The sequence below is a fragment of the Rhizobium azibense genome (assembly GCF_004342325.1).
Taxonomy (GTDB): domain Bacteria; phylum Pseudomonadota; class Alphaproteobacteria; order Rhizobiales; family Rhizobiaceae; genus Rhizobium; species Rhizobium etli_B.
Map to the genome: position 1 here is coordinate 508,081 of NZ_SMBJ01000004.1, position 22,980 is coordinate 531,060.

Sequence of the window (22,980 nt, forward strand, 5' to 3'; positions counted from 1 at the left end):
GCGCCCTTTTTACTGCCAGTCAATAATGCGGCGGGCGCGTAATCGCCGGGGCTTCGAGAGCTTGCTCCTCAAGGGACAGAAAGCGTTCCGTCAGCCGGTCGAGCTTGGCGCGCATCTGCTCGACTGCCTTCCATTGCTCCGCGAGTTGATCGGAAAGCTCCTCGATCGTCTGTGCCTGATGGGCGACCATTTCCTCAAGTTTGGTGATTCGACCTGTCTCGTCGGACATCGGTTTTCTCCCGGCAATTCCTGCCTTTCCAAAGCGGAAAAAGATCCTTGCGTCAATGCTTTCGAGGCTTGCAAAAATCGATCCCGAAAGTGAACCGTTTAGTTACTAATAGGGCTTGCCGTCCATGCTCAGGTGGGATAGGCCCTGTTTATTCAGGGAGGAAATCTGATGGATGTAGGAAACGGCTTTCTTCATCCGGACCGGCTCTTTCCGGCCGATCCGGCAACGCGAACCGTCGCGCGCGACCTTTACGAGGCGGTCCGCAATCTGCCGATTGTCAGCCCGCACGGGCACACCGACCCTTCATGGTTTGCCGAGGACAAGCCTTTCGAGGACGCGGCTTCACTGCTTGTCATTCCCGATCACTATCTTTTCCGCATGCTGCACAGTGCAGGCGTCAAGCTCGACGATCTCGGCGTGCCGCGGCTCGACGGCAGGCCGGTCGCAGAAGGCCGGGCCATCTGGCGGGCCTTTTCTGCACAGTATCACCTTTTCCGCGGTACGCCTTCCAGCCTCTGGGTCGATCATGCGATGTCGGCCGTACTTGGCTGTAGCGAGCCGCTGACCCCCGATACCGCCGACAGGCTTTACGACCACATCAACGCACAATTGGCGCTGCCCGAATTCCGCCCGCGCGCGCTTCACAAGCGTTTCGGTATCGAGACGATTGCGACGACAGAAGGCGCGCTCGACCCGCTGACCCATCACCAGAAGATGGCGGCGGAGGGCTGGATCGGCCGTGTGCGCACCACATACCGGCCAGACAGTGTCACCGATCCGGATGCCGTCGGTTTCCGTGCCAATCTCCTTCAATTTGGCGAGATCACCGGCACCGACACTACCCGATGGGATGGAATGGTCGATGCGCACCGGAAGCGCCGCGCCTATTTCCGGCAGTTCGGCGCAACAGCCACGGACCACGGGGTGCCGACGGCCTTTACGGCAGATCTGCCGCTTGCCGACAAGCAGGCGCTGCTCGACAAAGCCCTGAGCGGACCTCTTTCTGGGTCAGATGCCGAGCTTTTCCGTGGCCTGATGATGACGGAGATGGCAGGCCTCTCGGCCGAAGACGGCATGGTGATGCAGATTCATGCCGGCTCCCGCCGAAACACCGACAGCGGACTATTCCAGACGCGCGGCCCGAACATGGGCGCCGACATTCCCACACGCACAGACTGGGTCGGCGGTCTGAACGCCATGCTGTCAAAATACGGCCATGCGCCCGGTCTGAGGGTTTTGCTCTTCACGCTCGACGAGACGACCTATGCCCGCGAACTGGCACCGATGGCCGGGCACTGGGAGTGCCTGATGATCGGTCCACCCTGGTGGTTCCATGACAGCCCGAACGGCATTCGCCGCTATCTTGACCAGGTCGTTGAAACGGCCGGCTTTGCCAATCTCGCCGGCTTCAACGACGATACGCGCGCACTGCTTTCAATCCCCGCCCGCCACGACGTCTGGCGTCGCGAGGTCTGCCGCTTCCTCGCGCAGCTCGCAGCCGAGCACCGGATTTCAAAGAAGGATGCCGAGATCGTCGCGCGCGCGCTTTCCTACGACAATGCGAAGAAGGCATACAAGCTGTGACCAAGCGACTGCAAAACCTGACGGGCCTCGCGCCGACGGCAAAGCTTCCTGCCTATGACCGAAGCAAGCTGAAAAGCGGCATCCTGCATCTCGGCCCGGGGGCCTTCTTCCGCGCGCATTTTGCACCTTTTACCGATGCCGCACTTGCGGCCGCCTACGGCGACTGGGGCATTGAAGTCGCAAGCCTGCGCACCGCCGATGTCGCCGATCACCTGAACGAGCAGAACGGCCTGTATACGATGCTGATCCGCGATACGTCGGCAACGACAGCGCAAGTGATCGGCCCGATCCTGAAGGCCCATGTCGCAACGCGCCAACCGGCAGTGTTGCTTGCTCGCCTGGAAGATCCGGGAATTCGCATCGTCAGCCTGACGGTGACGGAGAAGGCCTATGGCCTGGATACCCTTACCGGCGGCCTCGATCTCAACCATCCAGACATCGCCGCCGATCTTATCCATCCGCATACGCCGCGCGGCGTCGTCGGCTATCTTGTCGAAGGCTTGTCTCGCCGGCGTAAAAAGGGCATCGCGCTCTTCACGCCGCTGAGTTGCGATAACCTGCCGGGCAACGGCGCAGTCCTCAAGCGTCTGGTTCTTGAATTTGCGAGCCGGGTCGACCCTTCGCTGCACGACTGGATCGAACAGACCGTGCCCTTTCCCTCAACGATGGTCGATCGCATCACCCCCGCCAGTACCGATGTTACCTATGCCGATGCCGAGCGCCTGACGGGGCAGCAGGATCTTGCGGCGATCGAGACCGAGCCATTCACGCAATGGGTGATCGAAGACCATTTCGCCAATGGCCGCCCAGCCTGGGAGAAGGCTGGCGTGTTGATGGTCGAGGAAGTCTCGGCCTACGAGAAGATGAAGCTTCGCATGCTGAACGGGGCTCATTCGCTGCTCGCCTATCTTGGATATATAGGTGGCTATGAATACATCCGCGATGTCATGGATGACGCCGGCTTGTCAGCGCTTGCGCGCCGGCACATGAGCGCGGCGGCTGCAACCCTCGATCCCGTTCCAGGAATCAATCTCGAGCACTATGCCGAAGAACTCATAGCACGCTTTCAAAATAAGGCGATCGCGCACCGCACCTATCAGATCGCCATGGACGGGACGCAGAAACTGCCGCAACGTCTCCTGGAGCCGGCAACCGAAGCGCTCGCTCATGGAAGCAAGGCGGAGACTTACGCAATCGCAGTTGCCGCCTGGATGCGCTATGCGCTGGGGATAGACCGGAATGGCAAGACTTACGAGTTACGGGATCCGAGAGCTGGTGAAATCGCAGATATCCTTAGAGATGTCCCGCGAAACGGCGCTGCGGTAGCGACGGCGCTTTTCAGCCTGCCTGGGCTCTTCCCTGCGGGACTGGCCAAAAACGCCGCCTGGACCGAGGACGTGGCGAACAAGCTGGAGATTCTGATCCAGGACAACAGGCTGCCGCTGATCTGAGTGGAGCACGCCGTGTTGGTCCGCCGCCACAGTGCCAGGTCTTTGGCTATCGAAGGCTTCCTGGCTGGCCTCCTGCCAGCAGAACAAGAGTGGCTTGGCAAAATCTCGCAGTACAGCCGCGTATGAAACCCCTATCAGGCCTTGATGCGCTTCATCTCCGGATCATAGAGCGGCTTCAGCGACACAGTGCAGGCAACACGCTCCCTCGCTACGTCCAGTTCATAGGTTCCCGACGAAATGAAATCCCCGGTTACGCCGTCAGGATCGCGGATGTAGCCGTAGCCGATCGGTTTGCCGATCGTGTAGCCGAAGCCGCCGCTGGAAAGCCAGCCGACACGTTTGCCGTTCCGATAAATGGTTTCACGGCCAAGAAGGACTGTCTGCGGATCGTCCGGCACGACGCAGGCGAGCATCTTCTTCACACCCCCTGAAAGCTGGCGCTCGATCGCCTTGCGGCCGCGGAAGTCGACGTTCTTCTTCGTTTTGACTGCCCAGGCGAGCCCCGCCTCGATCGGTGTATGATCCGGGCCAATGTCCGAACCCCAAGCACGATAGCCCTTTTCCAGGCGGCAGCTTTCGATGGCACGGTAGCCGGCATTGACGAGACCGAAACCGCTGCCAGCCGCCATCAGGGCATCATAGACTGTCGTTGCATATTCGACAGGGACATGGAGTTCGTAGCCCAGTTCGCCCACATAGGTGATCCGCAACGCCCTGACGGGGCAGCCGACGATGCCGATGGTCCTTACCCGGCTGAACGGGAAGGCGGCATTGGACACATCAGTGGTCGTGACTTTCTCAAGGATAGCGCGGGAATTTGGCCCCATCAGGGAAAGCACCGAGTATGCCGACGTCACATCGACAAGCTCGGCCCGCATATCTTCCGGAATATTGCGGGCGATCCAGTCGAAATCGTGAGTGGCAAAGCCGGTCCCGGTAACGATGTAGAATTCGTTTTCGGCAATGCGGGCAACGGTGACATCGCATTCGATGCCGCCCTTGTCATTCAGCATCTGCGTGTAGGTGAGCGTTCCTGGAGGTTTGGCGACATCATTCGAGGCGATCCACGAAAGAGCAGCCTCCGCATCCCTCCCCTTCAGAACAAACTTTGCGAAAGATGTCTGATCGAAGATCACAGCCGCCTCTCGCACGGCATTGTGCTCGCGGCCAACGGCATCGAACCAGTTCTGTCGCCCGTAGGTGTAGACGTCCTTTGGCTCCTCGTCGGCAAAGAGGTCGGCAAACCAGTTCGGACGCTCCCAGCCTAGCTTTTCGCCGAAGCAGGCGCCCTGAGCCTTGAGGCGGTCGTAAAGCGGCGACTTGCGGCACGGGCGGCCGCTCGAATGCTCTTCAAAGGGCCAAGCCATCGCATAATGCTTGCCGTAGGCCTCCAGCGTGCGAGTACGCACCCAGTCGGTGTCGAAGTGGGGGCGGCCGAAGCGGCGGATGTCGACCGGCCAGAGATCGTAAGGCGGCTCACCTTTTGCGACCCACTCGGCAAGCGCCATGCCGGCACCACCGCCGGAGGCAATGCCGAAAGCGTTGAAGCCGGCGCCGACGAAGAAATTCCTCAGCTCCGGCGCTTCGCCAAGAATGAAATTGCCATCGGGCGTGAAACTCTCAGGTCCGTTGAGGAGCTGCTTGACACCCGCTTTCTGCAAGCCTGGAACCCGTTCGAGGGCCTGCTCCATGATCTGCTCGAAGTGATCGAAATTGCTGTCGAGCAGCGTGTAGTGGAAACCTTCCGGAATGCCGTTCACCGCCCATGGAACCGGATTGGGTTCATAGCCGCCCATGACGAGCCCGCCAACTTCTTCCTTGTAGTAGGTCAAGCGATCCGGATCGCGCAGGGTCGGCAGATTGGAAGGCACGCCGAAGGATTCGGTGATGATGTACTGATGCTCGACGGAGACAAGCGGCACGTTGACGCCGAAACGAGCAGCGAAAGCCCGGGTCCACTGGCCGGCGCAGACGATGGCGCGTTCGCATTCGATGCGGCCCCTTTCGGTGATGACGGCGCGAATCTTTCCTTGGTCGATTTCGAGATCGAGGGCTTCCGTATCCTCGTAAATCGACACGCCCGACATCCGGGCGCCTTTCGCCAGCGCCTGCGTGATGTCGGAAGGATTGGCCTGGCCGTCGGTCGGCAGATAGGCTGCGCCGACAAGATCGTCGATCGTCATCAGCGGCCAGAGTTCGAAGGCTTCCTGCGGAGTGAGCAATCGCATGTCGAGACCGAAAGATTGCGCAGTCGTTGCCTGGCGCTTCACTTCCGTCCAGCGCTCTTCATTGCAGGCAAGCCGCAATCCGCCGTTCATCTTCCAGCCGGTGCCAAGACCGGTTTCGGCTTCAAGTCTCTTGTAAAGATCGACGGAATAGCCAAGCAGCTGGGTGATGTTGGCGCTGGTGCGCAGCTGGCCGACGAGGCCCGCCGCATGGAAGGTCGTTCCGGAGGTAAGCTTCTTTCGCTCGAGCAGCACCGTATCAGTCCAGCCGAGCTTGCCCAGATGATAGGCGGTCGAGCAACCGATTATGCCGCCGCCGATGATCACGGCTTTCGCCGTCTTCGGTAATTCCTTCGCCATATCACCGGTCCTGTTCAAATGCCCTGTGAGCACGCTCGAAACGCGCGATGTTTTCGGCTGTGTAGGCCGCATAATTGAAATCGATGGTCGAATGGATCTCGGAAACCATGCTCCAAAGCGTTTCGCGCAGCAAAGATGCACATTTCATGGCGCTATAGCGCTGAAAGAGGTCCCGCGTCAGCGGCCGGCCGAAATAGGTTTCCAGCATTTGCCGCTCGGCACCTTCCTCAAACTCGTTGTTCGAGGCGAGGCCGCCGAGATCAAAGAGCGGCGTGTTGAAACCAGCATAGTCCCAATCGATCAGCCAGAGACGCTTGCCGTCATCAAGGAAGTTTGCGGCGAGAAGGTCGTTATGGCAGAAGGCGATATCGAAAGGTCCGGCCGTCTGCTCGAGGATTTCGGCCTTCTCGAGCAGCGCGGGAAGCATCGGTGTATAGCCGCTTTCCGCTGCAACCAGCGTGGCCGCATAATCGCGGATGACATGGAAGACCCAGAAGATCATCGCCTGGCCACGGAAATGAAGGGCGACGTCATGATGGCAGGCGCGAACCAGTGGCACGATGCGTGCGAGCATTTGCGCATCCTGGATGTCTTGCGCCGTCAGAGGCCGCGCGTCGATGAAATCGAGGACGAGCACGCCGGGCTCATGGTGGATGACCGCAGGCGACAGTCCGGCGGCGTGGGCTGCCTGGCTGGCCGCAAGCTCGTTCTGACGGCTGATATGATGAACCGGTATATCGGCGCCGAGGCGCACGACGCGGCGCGACATGCGGTCGGTTACGAGATAATTTCGGTTGGTAATGCCGCCGGCAATCGGTGCGATTTCGATCGGGCCTTGCCAGATGCCAAGTGCATGAATCCGATCTTCAGGCGTCACGCTTACCCCCTCGCAACCCACCTGCAAAGGATGGGCCAGAGCAGGCTTGGCTGTCAAGCAGAGCAGGCTTTATATCGTGGCGCCCGAAGCATCGAAAACATGACAGCGCGCAGGGTCGAAGGACGCCGTCACATTCGTGCCGCCCGCCACCTTCTGCTGGCCGTCCAGGGCCACCGTCAGGTGCTGGCCGTCCGGCGTCGCCGTATAGAGCATGGTGGCGCCGCCAAGGTTTTCGACCAGGTCGACGTCGACGGTTGCAAGTGCGATGCCACCATCGACCACCGACAAGTGTTCGGGACGAATGCCGAACGTTACCTCCTGACCGGGAGAACCTTTCAAGCGGCGTGGCAGGCGGATTGAGCTGCCGCAGACATTGATCGTCGTGTCACCGTCATTGACCCGCTCGATCTTCGCCTTCAGGAAGTTCATCTTCGGACTTCCGATGAAGCCTGCGACGAAGCGATTTGCCGGATTGTTGTAAAGGTCGAGCGGAGCGCCGACCTGCTCGATGCGACCCGAATTCAGTACCACGATCTTGTCCGCCATGGTCATGGCTTCGACCTGATCGTGGGTCACATAGATCATCGTGTTGCCGAGATTGCGGTGCAGGCGGGAAATTTCGACGCGCATCTGAACGCGCAGTTCTGCATCGAGGTTCGACAGCGGCTCGTCGAAGAGAAAGATTCGTGGCTCGCGCACGATGGCCCGGCCGATCGCGACGCGCTGGCGCTGACCGCCGGACAAGGCCTTCGGCTTGCGCTCCAGGAGCTTCTCGATCTGCAGGATTTCAGCGGCACGGCGCACCTTCGGCTCGATCTCAGCCTTCTTGTAGCCGGCTGTCTCCAGACCAAAGGCGAGGTTCTTGTAGACCGACATATGCGGATAGAGCGCATAGGACTGGAAGACCATGGCGATGCCGCGCTTGGCAGGTGCAACTTCGTTCATGCGCTCGTTGTCGAGCAGCAGGCCGCCGCCTGAAATCTCCTCGAGGCCGGCGATCATGCGCAACAGCGTGGACTTGCCGCAGCCCGACGGGCCGACGAAGACCACGAACTCGCCGGGATCGATCGTGAGGTCGATGCCATGAATGACATCCAGCGACCCGTAGCGCTTTTCGACCTTCTGAAGAACGACACTTGTTGCCATCTTCTAACCCTCTCCTGGTCCGTTATCTCGTTTTTGCACGCCAGTCGGCGTATTTCGGGCTGTCGCGACCAATGGGCAGCGCTATGTCTGCGCCGCTATCGGACGATTGATAGATTGCTGTTACCAATTCCAGCGCCCGCCGCGCATCGGCGCTGGTGACCGGCAGCGGGCCTTTCCCGCTGAGGTAATCATGAAATCGGGCCATTTGCGTGTTGAACCGCGGCGCAACCGGTCGCCAGTCGCCAACCGCAGCGTCGATCCTTGCCTGCACTTCGTCATTGGCGGCGATGATCTGCCACGGCCCCTTGCCCGGCGCGTACGGATCGTGGTTGCTTTCGAAAGTGACGTTCTCGAAATGCAGCCGCAGCCGGCTGATCTGCTGTTGCGATCCCAGCGTGCAGGACAGTGAAACGAAGGCGCCGTTCTGCATCAGAAGGCTGACGGAGGCGCAATCTTCCACCTCGATGTCATTGACCCGGGTGGCAACCCTGCCAAAGACGCGGGCGGCCGGGCCGGCGAGGTGGAAGAGCATATCGTGCAGGTGCAGCGCATGGGTTACGAGTACGCCGCCGAGTTCTGTCGCCCATTTGCCGCGCCAGGGAACCGCGTAATATTCGGGCTTGCGCAGCCAGAAGGTCTCGACGGCCCCCATGTAGAACTTGCCGGCTATGCCTGCGTCGATGATATATTTCGCCTTCTGGATTCCGTCGCCATAGCGATATTGAAAAATCGGCATCAGGGTGCCCTTGGCACGTCTTTCGGCCTCCACGATCTCATCGACGGCGGCAAGGGAGCCGGTGAGCGGTTTTTCGCAGACGACATGCTTGCCCGCCGCAAGAGCTGCCACGACCTGTTCGCGATGAATGCCGGGCGGCGTGCAGATATCGATGATGTCGATCTCCTCGTCGGCCAGAAGCTCCGTAAAGGAGGTCGTGCGCTTCACGATCCCAAACTCGTCGCCGACGGCTTTCAGGCGCTCCTCATTGAGATCGCAGATGGCTGCGATCCTGAACTTGTCCGGATGCGGGAGATAGCCCTCGACGATGTGAGAACGGCCGATACCGCAGCCGACGATGGCAACAGTCTTGATGCTCATATCGCTTTCCATCCGCATCAGCGCTTCATGCCGGTCGTGGCGATGCCTTCGATCAGCAGGCGCTGGAAGAAGAGGAAGAAGAAGAAGACGGGCACGAGCGAGAGCGTCGACATGGCGAATAGGCCACCCCAATCCGACGCACTGGTCGAGTCGACGAAGGTTCGTAGACCGAGTTGGATCGTGTAAGTGTTCATGTCATTCAGGTAGATCAGCGGACCGAAGAAATCGTCCCAGGTCCAGATGAACGAGAATATTGCGGCCGTCGCCAATACTGGCAGCGATAACGGCAGCATGATCTTCCAATAGATGCGCCAAGCGCTGCAGCCGTCCATCATCGCGGCCTCGTCCAGTTCGCGCGGAATGCCCCGGAAAAACTGCACCATGAGGAAGATGAAAAAGGCGTCGCTTGCCAGGAACTTTGGCACCACCAGCGGCAGGATGGTATTGACCCAGCCGAGGTTCAGGAAGAGCACGTATTGCGGGATCAGCGTCACGTGATAGGGAATCATCAGCGTGCCGAGCATGATCGCGAACCAGAAGTTCCGGCCAGCAAAGCGCAGGCGTGCAAAGGCGAAGGCAGCGAGAGAGCAGGCAATGACGTTGCCCACCACCGTCAGCACCGAGATCACCAGCGAGTTCCAGAAGAAGCGACCAAAGCTGACGTCGAGGCCGACCCACCCACGAAGATAGGATGAGAAATCGATGGACGACGGAAAAATCGAGGTCGACGTGAAGATCTCGTTTTCCGGTCGCACCGAAGCCGAAACCATCCAAAGCAACGGATAGAGCATCAGGAGCGAGCCGCCGATCAGCAGGGCATGCACCAGGACCGAGCCAGGCAGGCTGCGCTTGTTGACGTCAGAGGGCGGCTGCGGGGCGGTGACAATGCCAGTCATCTCAGTCATCGTAGTGCACCCAGTAACGCGAGGACAGGAACGAGAAGGCGGTGAAGATCGCGATAATGATCACTAGGATCCAGGCAAGCGCCGAGGCATAGCCCATGCGGAAGTTCCCGAAGGCTTCCTGGTAGAGATAGAGCGTATAGAACAGCGTCGAGTTGATCGGGCCGCCGGTGCCGCCGGAGATGATGAAGGCGGGCGTGAAAGCCTTGAAAGCGTCGATCGTCTGCACGACAGCATTGAAGAAGATGACCGGCGTCAGAAGCGGCAGCGTGATCTTGTAGAACTGTCTAAATTTCGAGGCGCCGTCGAGACTGGCGGCCTCGTACATGTCCTGCGGGATCTGACGCAGGCCGGCAAGGAAGATGATCATCGGCGAGCCGAACTGCCAGACGCTGAGCGCAACCAGCGTATAGATTGAATAGTTCGGATGCGAAATCCAGCTCGGCCCCTGAATGCCAAATTGTGCAAGTGCTGCATTGACCAGGCCGTCACCGGCAAAAAGCTGGCGCCAGAGGACGGCGATCGCCACGCTCGCGCCGAGCAGCGAAGGCAGATAAAAGATAGCGCGATAGATCGGTAGGCCTTGGATGCCCCGGTTCAACGCCAGCGCAACCATCAGCGCAAAGGCAAGCTTGAAGGGCACGGCCAACATTACGTAGGTCAGCGTGACCGACATCGCCGAGGCGAATTTCGGATCGGCAGTGGCGATGCGCACGTAGTTTGCCGCGCCCACCCAGCCCGGCGACCTCAACATGTCGAAGTCGGTGAAGGACAGGTAGAGCGACATCAGGGCAGGTCCGAGCGTCAACCCGAAGAAGCCCAGAAGCCAGGGCAGCAGGAAGAGATAGCCTGGTGCATTGGCATTCCACAGCCGCTTGAACCGGCTGTCGGCCACCGCCCCCCGATACCGTTCTACCGTCGCCGCCTCTGCAGACATCGTGCGCATCGCATTATTCATATGGATCAGCCCCGCGCGAGAATGCGCGTAAGTTCGTCCACGAGCTGCTTGGCGCCGTCTGCCGCTGTCAACTGACCGAAACCGACCTGCTCGGAGATGTTTCGAAGCGTGAGCTCACCTTCACCGGCACCCGCAGGCGGCGGTGGCGGCAACTTTCCGGCGAGATCGCCGAGGCCAGAGACGTATTCCAACGGCACCTTCCCGACAGCGTCGAGCTTGGCTGCCACGACCTCACGCATCGCTGCCGATTCCGGAATGCCGCGTTCAACACCCAGCGCCAGCGCAGCCTCAGGATTGGTGACGAAGAAGTTCACGTAATCGACTGCCTGATCGACGACTTTCGACTGAGATGAAACCGAAAAGAACATCGAAGGTTTGCGGTAGTGGCCGCCTTTCGAGTCCTTGGTCACTCGCATGTGGTTTGCCAGGGTGAGCTTGTCCTTGTTCATCTGCTGATATGCCACGAACTGGTTCGAGTGCGCGAAACCAGCGGCAGACTTGCCAAGGGTCAGCGTATTCGTCTCGATGTCGTTCTTGTCCAATGCCTGAATGTCAGGGGGAACGCATGCGCCGCTTTCACGGAACTTGTTCCACATATCAAACCATTCGGAAGCTTCTTCGACGCCAAAGCCAACCTTTGCATCAGCAGTATAAAGCGCCTTTCCGCGTTGGCGGAGATAGTTTTCAAAAAGCGGCTCCCCACCACTGCCATCGGCCATTCCGAACAGGCCCTTACGCTTGCCGGCCTTGGTCAGTTCGGCTGCCATCCTGCCGAACTCCTCCCAGGTCGTTGTCTTCGACGGTAGGTCGATGCCCGCTTCCTCGAACGCGGTCGTGTTCAGCATGGTCGCCGCCGAATTCGCACCCAGGCTCACGCCATAGAGATGTCCATCGACGCTGCCGCCCTCGATCTGCGCCTTGTCGAAGTCACTGAGATTAAGCTTCGAGGGCATGTAGGAATCGAGAGGCGCAAGTGCGCCGCGGTGTGCATACTCGACGATGTAACGGTAATCCATCTGGATAACATCGGGGGCATTCTTGCCAGCGACCTGCGTTGCAAGTCGAGGCCAGTAATCACCCCAGCCGAGAAATTCGCCGGTAATCGATGTACCTGGATTCTTCGCCTTGTAGAGCTCCGACACCTTGTTGGTGCGGTCTGCACGTGGCTGGGATCCCCACCACAGCAGGCGCAGGCGTTTATCCTGCGCAAAGGCGCCTGAACCAAATGCCGAAAGCGAAAGAAGCGTTGCCCCGCCCGCCATGAAGTTACGTCTGCTTACGCGTAGTGTCATCTGTTTTTCTCCTCCCTTGGGGAGCGCCTCCACACGCTCCTTGCTGGTTTCTCTTGCAACAAATAACTAATTGGTTACAAGCTATGGACAAGCATCGGGCCTGTCAAGCGGTGATAATTTCGCGAGGTTCTCCTCCGGGATTGTCGCTTTTACAATCTCGCACCGAAGCCTTATGAGCGCAACAGAGCGTCTGGGGAGATGAGCGGATGGATAATAGCGGCGAGACCGGTGAAAAGAAGAAAGCCAGGCGGGTGGCCGGTGGACGCGTATTGCAGCGCGACCCCGAAAGAACCAAGGCCGCGATCCTGGAAGCCGCGACCCGCGAGTTCGCCGAAAACGGCATGGGCGGGGCGCGCGTCGACGCGATTGCAGAGCGAGCCGGCACCAATAAGCGCATGCTCTATCACTATTTTGGCGACAAGGAGCAGCTCTACCTGCGTGTGCTGGAGGAGGCTTATGTCGACATCCGTACAGCGGAGCGTGCCCTGCATATCGGCGACCGCAGCCCCGAAGAAGGAATCGGCGAGCTGGCTCTCTTCACCTGGCGCTACTTCCTCAAGCATCCGGAGTTTCTCAGCCTTCTCGGCACGGAGAACCTGCACCGAGCCCGCTGGCTTCGCCAGTCCGTCCGGCTCAAGGAACTGCATTCTCACCTGATCGGTGAGCTTGCGCGGGTTCTCGAGCGCGGCAAGAAGGAGGGCGTCTTCATCGAAAACGCCGATCCCCTTCACGTCTATCTGACGATCGCATCTCTCGGATATTTCTACCTTTCGAACCAGCATACGCTCTCGACGATCTTCGGGCGCGAACTGATTGAGCCCTCAAATCTCGACAGCTGGGAAAAGCATATCGTCCACGTGACACTCGCCTCGATCAGGCGCTGAAAAACTCAAAATTGGATTTGACTATTGACAGCCCCGCTTGCGATCTGCCATCAAGTAACCGTTTAGTTACTGGCTTGGGAGGGCCGGGCAACCCCCACTCCCGCCGTTCGATAATTTGGCAGGGAGAAATAAGATGGCTCGTCTGGGGATCATTTTGCACGGCGTCACAGGCCGCATGGGCTACAATCAGCACCTGGTGCGATCGATCCTGGCCATCCGCGACCAGGGCGGATTGTTCCTGAAATCCGGCGAGCGGCTGGAGATCGACCCCATTATCGTCGGCCGCAACCGCGACAAGATGGAAGAGCTGGCGAAGAAGCACAACATCAAGCGCTGGTCGACAGATCTGGACGGAGCGCTCGCCAACCCCGACGACCAGATTTTCTTCGATGCCGGAACGACCTTGATGCGCGCCGAGCTGCTTTCCAAGGCACTCGATGCGGGCAAGCACGTCTATTGCGAAAAGCCGATCTCCGACGACCTGCAAGTGGCCGTCGACCTTGCGAGGAAAGCACGAGCCTCCGGGCTCAAACACGGCGTCGTGCAGGACAAACTCTTCCTGCCGGGTCTGCGCAAGCTGGCGCTGCTGCGCGATTCCGGTTTCTTCGGCAAGATTCTCTCGGTGCGCGGTGAGTTCGGCTATTGGGTCTTCGAAGGCGATTGGGGCGTTCCGGCGCAGCGGCCATCCTGGAACTACCGCAAGGGCGATGGTGGCGGCATTATCCTCGACATGCTCTGCCACTGGCGCTACGTGCTCGACAATCTTTTCGGCGAGGTGAAGGCCGTTTCCTGCCTCGGCGCAACGCATATCGGGAGCCGCGTCGACGAGCAGGGCAAGACCTACGACTGCGATACGGATGATGCGGCTTATGCGACCTTCGAGCTTGAAGGCGGCGTGATCGCGCAGATCAATTCGTCCTGGGCCGTGCGCGTGCGCCGCGACGATCTCGTGACCTTCCAGGTGGACGGCACGCACGGTTCTGCCGTCGCCGGTCTTACGAAATGCTGGACGCAGCATCGCGTCAATACGCCGAAGCCGGTCTGGAATCCGGACCAGCCGCAAACGATCGACTTCTATCAGACCTGGGACGAAGTGCCGGACACACAGTCATTCGACAACGGCTTTAAGGTGCAGTGGGAAATGTTCCTGCGCCACGTCGCCGAAGACGCCCCATGGCCCTACGGCCTGGAGGCAGGCGCCAAGGGCGTCCAGCTTGCCGAACTCGGCCTGAAATCTTGGGCCGAGCGCCGCTGGCTCGACGTTCCGGCATTGGAATTCTGATATGCAGACGGTCAATCTTCCCCTCGACGGCAGGATCGCCCCCTATACGCTGACCGGAACGCCGATCGAGATCGAGAAGCGCGACGCGAAAGACTTTCCGCGCGTGGTCTTTGCCGCTGCCCATGTCGTCGCCGACCCGCTGGCGGACAACGATCCATGGTTGACGCCCGCCATCGACTGGGAACGGACGCTCGCCTTCCGCCACCGCCTTTGGGACCTCGGTCTCGGGGTGGCCGAAGCGATGGATACGGCACAGCGCGGTATGGGACTTGGCTGGCCGGAAGCTCGCGATCTCATTCGCCGGGCGCTTTCCGAAGCGCGAACGCGCAAGGATGCGCTGATTTCCTGCGGCGCCGGTACCGATCATCTGGCTCCCGGTCCCGACGTGACGATCGACACGATCATCAAGGCCTACGAAGAACAGATCGAAGCCGTCGAAGCAGAAGGCGGGCGCATCATCCTGATGGCAAGCCGGGCGCTTGCGGCTGCTGCGAACGGGCCGGACGATTATATCCGCGTCTATGACCGCATCCTGCGGCAGGTGAAAGAACCGGTCGTCATTCACTGGCTGGGCGAGATGTTCGACCCGGCGCTGGAAGGGTATTGGGGCGATCGCGATCACATCAAGGCCATGTCCACCTGCCTGCAAGTGATCGAAGCCAATTCCGCAAAGGTCGACGGCATCAAGGTGTCCCTGCTTTCCAAGGAAAAGGAAATTGCAATGCGCCGGCAACTGCCGAAGGGCGTGCGCATGTATACCGGTGACGACTTCAATTATGCGGAACTGATAGCCGGCGACGAACAGGGACACTCCGACGCCCTGCTCGGCATCTTCGATGCGATTGCTCCGGCCGCCTCCGCCGCTATGGAAGCACTGGGCCGCAAGAGCAACCGCGAGTTCTTCGACTTGCTCGAGCCGACCGTTCCGCTTTCACGTCACATCTTCAAGGCGCCGACGCGCTTCTACAAGACCGGCGTCGTCTTCCTTGCCTATCTCAACGGCCTGCAGGATCACTTCACGATGATCGGCGGGCAGCAGAGCACGCGTTCTCTGACGCATCTCGCGGAGCTTTTCCGGCTGGCGGACAAGGCGCGCGTTCTTGCCGATCCCGATATGGCGGTCAACCGAATGAAGCGGGTGCTCGCCGTCCATGGCCTTTACTGACGCCGATCGGCAGCGGGAGGAATTCATATGCAGATCGAAGGACTTTCGATCAATCTTGCGACGATCCGCGAACAATGCGGCTTTGCCGAAGCCGTTGATGTCTGCCTGAAGCACGGCATCACCAGGATCGCACCCTGGCGGGAGCAGGTCGCGAAAATCGGGCTCGCCGAGGCCGTTCGCATCGTCAAATCGAACGGGTTGAAGCTGACCGGCCTTTGCCGCGGCGGTTTCTTTCCGGCGGCAACCCATGCGGGATGGCAGGGGAACCTCGACGACAATCGGCGCGCAATCGATGAGGCTGCCGCACTCGGCGCCGATTGCCTCGTGCTCGTCGTCGGCGGGCTGCCGGGCAGTTCCAAGGACATTGGCCAAGCGCGCCAGATGGTGTCCGACGGTATCGCTGCGGTATCGCCGCATGCAGAAGCCGCCGGCATACCGTTGGCAATCGAACCCCTGCATCCGATGTATGCGGCGGACCGGGCCTGCGTGAACACACTCGCTCACGCGCTCGATATATGTGAGCAGCTGGGCGAAAACGTCGGCGTTGCAATCGACGTCTACCATGTCTGGTGGGATCCGGATCTCGCCAAGCAGATCGTGCGCGCCGGAAAGATGAATCGCATCTTCGCCCATCATATCTGCGACTGGCTGACGCCGACCAAGGACATGCTAACCGACCGCGGCATGATGGGCGATGGCGTGATAGATCTCAAAGGCATCCGGCGCATGATCGAGGCGGCAGGCTTCGTCGGCGCGCAGGAGGTCGAAATCTTCTCGGCAGAGAATTGGTGGAAACGACCAGCGGACGAGGTCATCGCGACCTGCGTCGAGCGCTACCATAGCTGCTGCCAAGCATGATTTTATAAGTTTCAGCAGGCATGAGGAGGATCATTCGATGGAGAAGCGCCGTTTTGCACTGATCGGGACAGGAAATCGCGGAACCACCATGTGGGGCAAGGAACTGCTGGCCGGTTGGCGCGAACATGTCGATCTCGTCGCGATCGTCGAAAAGAACTGTCTTCGCGGCGAGCGCGCCCGCACGATGATCGGCAGCAATGCGCCGATTTACGAGGATATCGATGCGATGCTGGCCGAGGTCAAACCGGACCTCGTCATCGTCTGCACACCGGATCACACGCATGATGCGATCGTCGTGCGAGCATTGGAGGCCGGGATCGACGTCATCACCGAGAAACCGATGACAACCGCAGTCGACAAGATCCGCCAGATCATCGATGCCGAGAAACGTACCGGCAGGCGCGTCGACGTGTCATTCAACTACCGCTATGCGCCGACCGCAGCCAGAATCAAGGAATTGCTCGATTCCGGCGAGATCGGCCGGGTCAGTTCGGTCGATTTCCACTGGTACTTGAACACGAAACACGGCGCCGACTATTTCCGCCGCTGGCACGCCTATACCGAAAATTCCGGCAGCCTGTTCGTTCACAAGGCGACGCACCATTTCGATCTACTGAACTGGTATCTCGACAGCGATCCCGAAGCCGTTACTTCCTTCGCCGACCTACAGAACTACGGCCGCAAAGGCCCCTTCCGCGGCCCACGCTGCAAGCTCTGTCCGCACACCCATGAATGCGACTACTTTCTCGATCTGGAGGCAGATCCCTTCCTAGACACACTCTACGAGGAACCTTCGAAGATTGACGGATATTATCGCGACGGCTGCGTCTTCCGCGAAGATATCGACATTCCGGACACGATGGTCGTCAGCATCCGCTATCGAAACAACGTGCATGTCTCCTATTCCCTGAACACCTTCCAGCCGATCGAAGGCCACCATCTGGCATTCAACGGCACCAAGGGCCGGATCGAAATCCGCCAGTACGAGGCCCAGCCCTGGGAGGTGAAGAAAGAGGATGAGATCCTGCTGATCCGGAACTTCCCCAATGGCAAGGAGGCGGTCGAGCGTATCATCGTGCCGCATTCCGCCGGCGGCCATTACGGCGGGGACGACCGGATGCGCAATATGATCTTCAAGCCCGACATGCAAGACAAGCTTCATCAGCGTGCGGGAACGCGTGCCGGGGCCATGTCGGTGCTCTGCGGCATTGCAGCGCTTCAAAGTTCCCGCACCGGCAAGGTCGTCAATCTCGCCGATCTGATGCCTGAACTTGCCAATGACGGCTCACCGAATTCCCGCAGGGCTGAATAAGCTCAGGCCATCTTTTCGAGATCTGCAAGGGTGACGCCGTAACGAAGCGTCTCGCCCTTTAAGAAACGTTCGATCTCGTCCACCGCCATTTCACCGAGGCGCATCCGCTCCAGTCCGACGGCACCTGCGATATGAGGCGTCAGAAACAGATTCGGCAGATCGTAAAAGGCCGACGACGGTTCGGGGATTTCCGGGTCCGTCACGTCGATAATGGCATCGATGCGGCCGGTTGCAAGCGTCGCCAAAAGCGCAGTTTCGTCGATGATTGCGCCCCTAGCCGTGTTGATGAGCGTTGCGCCGTCCTTCATCAAAGCCAGCCTGCGCGCATCGATCATATGTCGCGTGGAAGGCAGGGACGGCGCGTGAAGCGAAACGATGTCGGAAATCCTCATGAGGGTATCGAGATCGACCTTCTCTGCTCCAAGCCCTTGGGCTTGGGCCATGCCGATCGTCGGATCGAAAAGGACAAGCTGGTAGTCGAAAGGCTCCAGCAACTCGATGACGCGACGGCCGATCCGCGACGCCCCAATGATGCCGACTACACGCCGGTAGTTGCCGATCGCCAGACGCTGCATCGGATAGGTGCGGTCACGATTGCGGTCGGCCACGTAACGGTCGCGAAAGCGGAAAATCTGTTTGCCGGCAAAGAGAATGGCTGCGAGCGTAAACTCCGCGACCGGTGTGGCATTGGCTTCCGCGGCATGGCTGACCGCAATTCCGGCCCTGAAAATCTCTTCACCGATAATGCCTTTGACGGTGCCGGCCGCATGGGCAACGATCTTCAAACGCCTCGCTGTGGCAAGCACCTCGCCGCCCACCAGCGGCGCCCCCCAGCCGGTGATGAGGATTTCAGTCTCCGGCAGCACGCGCCGGGCGCGCTCGTCAGAAAAATTCTGCAGCGGCTCGCGGTCAAGCAAGCTGCCGATGACGTCCAGGCGTTGAAGCACCGCATCCGAGATGACATATTCGGTGCGCCCCGGATCCATGGCAAGCGCTATGCCAGGACGCCTCATGGCATCTGTCCCGGCGCGACAATGGCGCTGACCGTCACGCCGTATTCCTTCACCTGCTTTTCCAAATCTCCAATATCCGGAACGACAGGACGCTTCATCCAAATTCCGGAAACAGCTTGCGGATCATTGACCGCGAGCACGGCCGTTACCAGCACGGTCTCCCCTGCAGGGATTTCGCCGCGCAACTGCGGCACCAAGGTCTTTGCAACAATGACGTTCGTATTCGGCAGGGCTTTCTGCGCAAGGCCGGCGCGCGTCACGGTCGAGCCAAGATCGGCAATGCCGGAAAAATCACTCTCGCCGATCACATGCGCGGCGCCTGTTTCGGCCGAAAGCGTATCGAGATCGAAATCCCGTTTGGCGATCGCGAAGCCGCCTTCGGAGGTCTGCAGCGCCCGCGGCGAATGGATCCTGTGAACGCGGACATGCCAAGGCGCTGCCGGCACGAGCCATGTTTCGACCGAGACATCCTGGAATGGCGACCACTTCGAATAGAGCACATTGCCGGCAATCCTGGCTTCCGCATTCGTTTCACGAACCCGGTAATGCAATCCGTCGTCACTGAAAGCCAGAGCCGAATCAAAAGCGCCGCCGGCGAAATTGCGCTCGTCGGCTTCAACACTGAATCCGTAGCGGGCTGAATATGCGAATTTTGCGTATTTCTCCGATCCAAAACGCATCTGCAAATTTTCCTGGCCGGAAGAAAGCGCCACGACATCGCCGTCCGCCCGCATCAAGACCATGCCCGGGTGGCGCTGCGGAGAGACTGCGATTGCTTCCGGCACCTTTTCCTTTGCCGTCCAGAACGGATGATCTGCTGGAATTGCAAGCGGCAAGAAGGCCTTGAAAGCCCAATAAGGCGAACCTGCAGAATTATAGCTCTCCGACATCAGCAGATTGGGATAGCCGAAACCGATTGACAGGATACCGTCCCGGTTCGTCATCGGCTTGTCCCTCCACCAGCGCAGATGCTGAAGGCAAAGATGCTTCACTTCGCCCCAGGGCAAGGCTTCGAGGTCGGCAAAGGCAAGTGCCGACCAGAAACCTGCGCAGGCGAAGCGGTATGTCAGGCTGCGGCCGAAGGGGACCGCGGCACCATCGGCTGCAAACCAAGCCCTGAAATCCTTGGCAAAGAGCGCTGCCCGTTCGCGGTAGCGCTTGGCATAATCATCATCGACCAGCTTCGAATAAATCAGGCCGTAAAAGTGCATCGCGAAGGGAATGTAGTGGTCGACACGACGAACATTGCCGTCGCGATACCAGCCATCGCCGATATAGAAGCCCTCAAGCTCTTCCAGATATTGTCGAGTAAGGCTGCGATCGAAATCCGCGCCCAATCGGTCAAGCGCGATATCGACGAAGATGCGGAAGAACTTCCAGTTGTTGTCGGCGTAATCGAACTGGCGCGCGTGTTTGAAATAGGCGATGACATTGTTGCGGGCACGCGCATCAAGTGGCTCCCAGATCTTTTCTGCAACAAGCGCCAGCGCAAAACCGAGCGCGGCAAGCTCCACCATGCGCTGGTCGCGGCCGTGGACCGTGCCCCAATATTCCGGATGCTCCGGATCCGTTCCAGTGGCGAGGCCTTCGGCGAAACGGTTCCAATGCTCGAACCGGCCATTTCCCGCACCCAATGGAGCAAGGCCCCACAGAGGCCGGGCGAAGCCTTCAAGATCGGCCGCGGCACGATCGAAATGCGCGCCGGCGCCGTCAAGCCGAACGCGGGCATTGCCCTTCGAAAAAAAGGGCAGCAGTGGATCGAAAAGATCGCGAAGCGCCCGCTCCATGTCCTTGCGGGTTTCGAGTGGATTGCATGCAAGCGGATTGGCGCTGGCCGGATCATAGGTCATCGGAATAATCACTCATGAGGTTGCAACATCAGATACGGTGCCCCCGGCAACCGGGACCACCCCGTGGCATACATGACGGGCGGGAGCCGCCCGGTCGCGAAAACGGGATATCATCAGGCCGATCGCCTCCCGGCCAAGGGCCGCGCGGTCGACGCGCATGGTGGAAAGCGGCGGATTGGTCATCAATGCGCAGGGCAAATCGTCAAACCCGACGATCGCGAAGTCTTCCGGCACCCGAAAGCCCGCTTCCGTGACGGCTTCCAAGACACCGACTGCGATAAAATCGTTCATGCAGAAGGCGGCAGTGAAACCGGCGTTCTCCGCAAGGATCGCCGCCGTCAGCTCATGCGCCTCGCGACTGGCGCTGCCGTGAAAGGTCATCGGCACAAGTCGGCCTTCGGCATCCGGAACCGAGGTTATCGCCGCGTCGAAACCGCGAACACGCTCGCGGATCGTATGGCGGTGGGAGCCGGTCAGATGGAGGATGCGGCGGTGGCCAGCCTTCAGCAGCCGCTGGGCGGCCTGGAAGGCTCCAAAGAAATTCGAAGGCGAGACGCCGTCGAGGCGGAGCTGAGGATCCGTCCCGTTGACGAGGACGACCGGAACCTTCTCTTCGTCGATCCAGCTGCGCAACGCCGCACTCGGATCGATGCCGACGAGAAAGAGGCCCTCGGCACGCGCCGACTTCAAATGGTCCCGGATGACCTCGGGTGTTGCGCGGTCTTCACGGATGAGGCGAACCTCGAAAGACATGCCGTGCTCGGCTGCTGCCGAACGCAGACCGTCGACGATGGACTCGTAGAAAACGCTCAGTCCGCCCGTGACGCCATCGCTGGCTATCATCGCAAGTCCGCCCGGAACCGCTTCGGCAGCAGACCTCACCTGGTATCCGTGCTCGGCCGCCACCTTCAGAATATGCTCGCGCACGCTCTCGCTTATGCCTGGCTCGTTGGCAAGCACCCGCGAGACCGTTGAAACGGAGACACCTGCCAAGGCGGCGATGTCGGCCTGGCGCGGCCGTTTTGGTTTGATTTCGTTCATAACTCAAATATATGCAAATCGTGCAAATTTGCAATATCAACATAATTTGTTGCAAACGGAAATTATTTGCGTAATCTAGCCCGTGACATGCTCGAGAACCGTTGGAGGACGGCACGGGCAGGCGACAAAGGAGGATCATCATGCAGATCAATCGACGTTCATTTCTGATGGGCTCGGCCGGTGTGGCTACGGGCCTTGCCTTCGGCGCGGCCAGTGCCATCCCGGCCTTTGCGGAAGACGCGCAACTGCGTGCCATGTGGTGGGGTTCTAACGACCGCGCCAAGCGTACACTGGAGGTCGCAAAGCTCTATCAGACCAAGAACCCGGGCGTCACGATCGTGGGCGAGTCGCTCAGCGGCGACGGCTACTGGACGAAGCTCGCGACGCAAATGGCTGGCCGCGCGATCGCTGATGTGTTCCAGCTCGAGCCCAGCACAATCTCCGATTACTCCAAGCGTGGCGCATGCATGCCGCTCGACGAATTCGTTCCCTCGGCCCTCAAGGTCGACAGCTTCGGCAAGGATATGCTGAAGCTGACGACCGTCGACAACAAGCTCTACGGCATCGGCCTCGGCCTGAACTCCTTTGCGCTCTTTTTCGATCAGACCATCTTTGAAAAGGCTGGGCTTCCCGTGCCGACGCCGGACCTCACCTGGGACGAATATGCCAAACTGGCCGTCGAGCTTACAAAAGCAGCTGGCAAGGACAATTACTGGGGCGGTCCTTACGGGGCACGCTATGCCTACGTCTTCGATGCCTGGCTGCGCCAGCGCGGCAAGAGCCTTTACGCCAATGGCACTCTGGGCTTCGACGTCGAAGATGCCAAGGAGTGGTACAGCTTCTGGGAGGACCTGCGCAAGAAAGGTGGCACGGTCGCGGCCGATATCCAGACGCTCGACCAGAATACCATCGACACCAATTGCCTGGCGCTTGGCAAATCGGCAATCGGCATGGCCTATTCAAACCAGCTCGTCGGCTATCAGCTGATCTCGAAGAACAAACTGGCGATCACCATGCTGCCGCGAGAAAGCAAGGGTGGCCCCTCCGGCCATTACTACCGTCCCGCGCTTATCTGGAGCATTGGTGCGACGACGAAGAACGGCGAAGCGGCCGCCAAGTTCATCGACTTCTTCGTCAACGACATCGACGCCGGCAAGATCCTCGGTGTGGAGCGTGGCGTACCAATGTCGGCGACCGTCCGCGAGGCGATCCTGCCGAACCTTAACCCGACGGAGCAGGACACCGTCAAGTACGTCAATCTTCTTAAGGATCAGGTCGGCGATTACCCGGCACCTGCCCCGCTTGGCGCGACGGAATTCGACCAGCGCGTTCTTCGGCCCCTCGCCGACGAGCTCGCGTTCGAACGAACGACGCCCGCCGATGCCGCCGCTCGCTTGGTGGAACAAGGCAAGGCAACGATCAGAAGCTGAATCGAAGTCTCCTCCCGGAAGGCCC

At 59.8% G+C, this 22,980-nt stretch carries 19 protein-coding genes; 8 read left to right on the top strand and 11 right to left on the bottom strand.

What is annotated here, in order from left to right; translation table 11 throughout:
* Positions 1-19 precede the first annotated feature (19 nt).
* The gene (locus tag EV130_RS12965) at positions 20-229 is read right to left on the bottom strand and encodes a SlyX family protein (RefSeq protein WP_074059729.1); all 210 of its coding nucleotides are present in this window, start codon (positions 227-229) and stop codon (positions 20-22) included.
* Positions 230-397: 168 nt separating this feature from the next.
* Between EV130_RS12965 and uxaC the strand changes: the two genes are divergently transcribed.
* Entirely contained in the window at positions 398-1,813 is a 1,416-nt protein-coding gene (gene uxaC / locus EV130_RS12970; RefSeq protein ID WP_074059728.1) for a glucuronate isomerase, read from the top strand.
* A complete protein-coding gene (locus tag EV130_RS12975; protein WP_132660496.1) occupies positions 1,810-3,264 on the top strand; it encodes a mannitol dehydrogenase family protein in 1,455 nt (484 codons plus the stop codon). Before uxaC ends, EV130_RS12975 begins: the two co-directional genes overlap by 4 nt.
* A gap of 134 nt (positions 3,265-3,398) precedes the next feature.
* Here the strand turns inward: EV130_RS12975 and EV130_RS12980 are convergent, their stop codons facing one another.
* The 7 genes from EV130_RS12980 to EV130_RS13010 all read right to left on the bottom strand — a co-directional run bounded on the left by EV130_RS12980 (position 3,399) and on the right by EV130_RS13010 (position 12,120).
* Positions 3,399-5,849, bottom strand: a complete 2,451-nt coding sequence (locus EV130_RS12980; protein ID WP_074059726.1) for a GcvT family protein — start codon at positions 5,847-5,849, stop codon at positions 3,399-3,401.
* 1 nt (position 5,850) lies between these two features.
* A complete protein-coding gene (locus EV130_RS12985; RefSeq protein ID WP_132660498.1) occupies positions 5,851-6,726 on the bottom strand; it encodes a phosphotransferase in 876 nt (291 codons plus the stop codon).
* A gap of 69 nt (positions 6,727-6,795) precedes the next feature.
* Entirely contained in the window at positions 6,796-7,872 is a 1,077-nt protein-coding gene (locus EV130_RS12990; RefSeq protein WP_074059724.1) for an ABC transporter ATP-binding protein, read from the bottom strand.
* Between the two features lie 22 nt (positions 7,873-7,894).
* Positions 7,895-8,968: a Gfo/Idh/MocA family protein gene (locus EV130_RS12995; protein ID WP_074062996.1), complete on the bottom strand. Its 1,074-nt coding sequence runs from the start codon at positions 8,966-8,968 to the stop codon at positions 7,895-7,897.
* 17 nt (positions 8,969-8,985) lie between these two features.
* Positions 8,986-9,864, bottom strand: coding sequence for a carbohydrate ABC transporter permease (locus EV130_RS13000; protein WP_165918523.1), 879 nt, complete (start codon positions 9,862-9,864; stop codon positions 8,986-8,988).
* A gap of 1 nt (position 9,865) precedes the next feature.
* Positions 9,866-10,828: a carbohydrate ABC transporter permease gene (locus tag EV130_RS13005; protein WP_074059722.1), complete on the bottom strand. Its 963-nt coding sequence runs from the start codon at positions 10,826-10,828 to the stop codon at positions 9,866-9,868.
* A 5-nt stretch (positions 10,829-10,833) separates the two neighbouring features.
* Entirely contained in the window at positions 10,834-12,120 is a 1,287-nt protein-coding gene (locus EV130_RS13010) for an ABC transporter substrate-binding protein (protein ID WP_074059721.1), read from the bottom strand.
* A gap of 206 nt (positions 12,121-12,326) precedes the next feature.
* Here EV130_RS13010 and EV130_RS13015 point away from each other — a divergent pair, with 206 nt between their 5' ends.
* The 5 genes from EV130_RS13015 to EV130_RS13035 all read left to right on the top strand — a co-directional run bounded on the left by EV130_RS13015 (position 12,327) and on the right by EV130_RS13035 (position 17,621).
* The gene (locus EV130_RS13015) at positions 12,327-13,004 is read left to right on the top strand and encodes a TetR/AcrR family transcriptional regulator (protein WP_074059720.1); all 678 of its coding nucleotides are present in this window, start codon (positions 12,327-12,329) and stop codon (positions 13,002-13,004) included.
* Between the two features lie 133 nt (positions 13,005-13,137).
* The gene (locus tag EV130_RS13020; RefSeq protein ID WP_074059719.1) at positions 13,138-14,286 is read left to right on the top strand and encodes a Gfo/Idh/MocA family protein; all 1,149 of its coding nucleotides are present in this window, start codon (positions 13,138-13,140) and stop codon (positions 14,284-14,286) included.
* A 1-nt stretch (position 14,287) separates the two neighbouring features.
* Positions 14,288-15,451, top strand: coding sequence for a dihydrodipicolinate synthase family protein (locus EV130_RS13025; protein ID WP_074059718.1), 1,164 nt, complete (start codon positions 14,288-14,290; stop codon positions 15,449-15,451).
* A gap of 27 nt (positions 15,452-15,478) precedes the next feature.
* The gene (locus EV130_RS13030) at positions 15,479-16,309 is read left to right on the top strand and encodes a sugar phosphate isomerase/epimerase family protein (protein ID WP_074059717.1); all 831 of its coding nucleotides are present in this window, start codon (positions 15,479-15,481) and stop codon (positions 16,307-16,309) included.
* A 37-nt stretch (positions 16,310-16,346) separates the two neighbouring features.
* Positions 16,347-17,621, top strand: a complete 1,275-nt coding sequence (locus EV130_RS13035) for a Gfo/Idh/MocA family protein (RefSeq protein WP_074059716.1) — start codon at positions 16,347-16,349, stop codon at positions 17,619-17,621.
* A gap of 2 nt (positions 17,622-17,623) precedes the next feature.
* On the opposite strand, the gene EV130_RS13040 is transcribed toward EV130_RS13035, so the two are convergent.
* Genes EV130_RS13040 through EV130_RS13050 form a run of 3 tightly spaced genes read right to left on the bottom strand, consistent with a single transcriptional unit; the run spans position 17,624 to position 21,525 of the window.
* Entirely contained in the window at positions 17,624-18,634 is a 1,011-nt protein-coding gene (locus EV130_RS13040) for a hydroxyacid dehydrogenase (RefSeq protein ID WP_074059715.1), read from the bottom strand.
* On the bottom strand, positions 18,631-20,484 hold the full coding sequence (locus tag EV130_RS13045; RefSeq protein WP_132660500.1) for a DUF2264 domain-containing protein: 1,854 nt from the start codon (positions 20,482-20,484) through the stop codon (positions 18,631-18,633). Before EV130_RS13045 ends, EV130_RS13040 begins: the two co-directional genes overlap by 4 nt.
* Positions 20,485-20,496: 12 nt before the next feature.
* The gene (locus EV130_RS13050) at positions 20,497-21,525 is read right to left on the bottom strand and encodes a LacI family DNA-binding transcriptional regulator (RefSeq protein ID WP_074059714.1); all 1,029 of its coding nucleotides are present in this window, start codon (positions 21,523-21,525) and stop codon (positions 20,497-20,499) included.
* Between the two features lie 140 nt (positions 21,526-21,665).
* On the opposite strand from EV130_RS13050, the gene EV130_RS13055 reads away from it, so the two are divergent.
* Positions 21,666-22,955 carry an ABC transporter substrate-binding protein gene (locus tag EV130_RS13055; protein WP_074059713.1) on the top strand — a complete coding sequence of 430 codons (1,290 nt, stop codon included), beginning with the start codon at positions 21,666-21,668 and terminating at the stop codon, positions 22,953-22,955.
* Positions 22,956-22,980 lie beyond the last annotated feature (25 nt).

Coding starts and splice junctions, on each gene's coding strand:
- EV130_RS12965 (WP_074059729.1), bottom strand. CDS start 229: ATGTCCGACGAGACAGGTCGAATCACCAAACTTGAGGAAATGGTCGCC.
- uxaC (WP_074059728.1), top strand. CDS start 398: ATGGATGTAGGAAACGGCTTTCTTCATCCGGACCGGCTCTTTCCGGCC.
- EV130_RS12980 (WP_074059726.1), bottom strand. CDS start 5,849: ATGGCGAAGGAATTACCGAAGACGGCGAAAGCCGTGATCATCGGCGGC.
- EV130_RS12990 (WP_074059724.1), bottom strand. CDS start 7,872: ATGGCAACAAGTGTCGTTCTTCAGAAGGTCGAAAAGCGCTACGGGTCG.
- EV130_RS12995 (WP_074062996.1), bottom strand. CDS start 8,968: ATGAGCATCAAGACTGTTGCCATCGTCGGCTGCGGTATCGGCCGTTCT.
- EV130_RS13000 (WP_165918523.1), bottom strand. CDS start 9,864: ATGACTGGCATTGTCACCGCCCCGCAGCCGCCCTCTGACGTCAACAAG.
- EV130_RS13005 (WP_074059722.1), bottom strand. CDS start 10,828: ATGAATAATGCGATGCGCACGATGTCTGCAGAGGCGGCGACGGTAGAA.
- EV130_RS13010 (WP_074059721.1), bottom strand. CDS start 12,120: ATGACACTACGCGTAAGCAGACGTAACTTCATGGCGGGCGGGGCAACG.
- EV130_RS13015 (WP_074059720.1), top strand. CDS start 12,327: ATGGATAATAGCGGCGAGACCGGTGAAAAGAAGAAAGCCAGGCGGGTG.
- EV130_RS13020 (WP_074059719.1), top strand. CDS start 13,138: ATGGCTCGTCTGGGGATCATTTTGCACGGCGTCACAGGCCGCATGGGC.
- EV130_RS13025 (WP_074059718.1), top strand. CDS start 14,288: ATGCAGACGGTCAATCTTCCCCTCGACGGCAGGATCGCCCCCTATACG.
- EV130_RS13030 (WP_074059717.1), top strand. CDS start 15,479: ATGCAGATCGAAGGACTTTCGATCAATCTTGCGACGATCCGCGAACAA.
- EV130_RS13035 (WP_074059716.1), top strand. CDS start 16,347: ATGGAGAAGCGCCGTTTTGCACTGATCGGGACAGGAAATCGCGGAACC.
- EV130_RS13040 (WP_074059715.1), bottom strand. CDS start 18,634: ATGAGGCGTCCTGGCATAGCGCTTGCCATGGATCCGGGGCGCACCGAA.
- EV130_RS13045 (WP_132660500.1), bottom strand. CDS start 20,484: ATGACCTATGATCCGGCCAGCGCCAATCCGCTTGCATGCAATCCACTC.
- EV130_RS13050 (WP_074059714.1), bottom strand. CDS start 21,525: ATGAACGAAATCAAACCAAAACGGCCGCGCCAGGCCGACATCGCCGCC.
- EV130_RS13055 (WP_074059713.1), top strand. CDS start 21,666: ATGCAGATCAATCGACGTTCATTTCTGATGGGCTCGGCCGGTGTGGCT.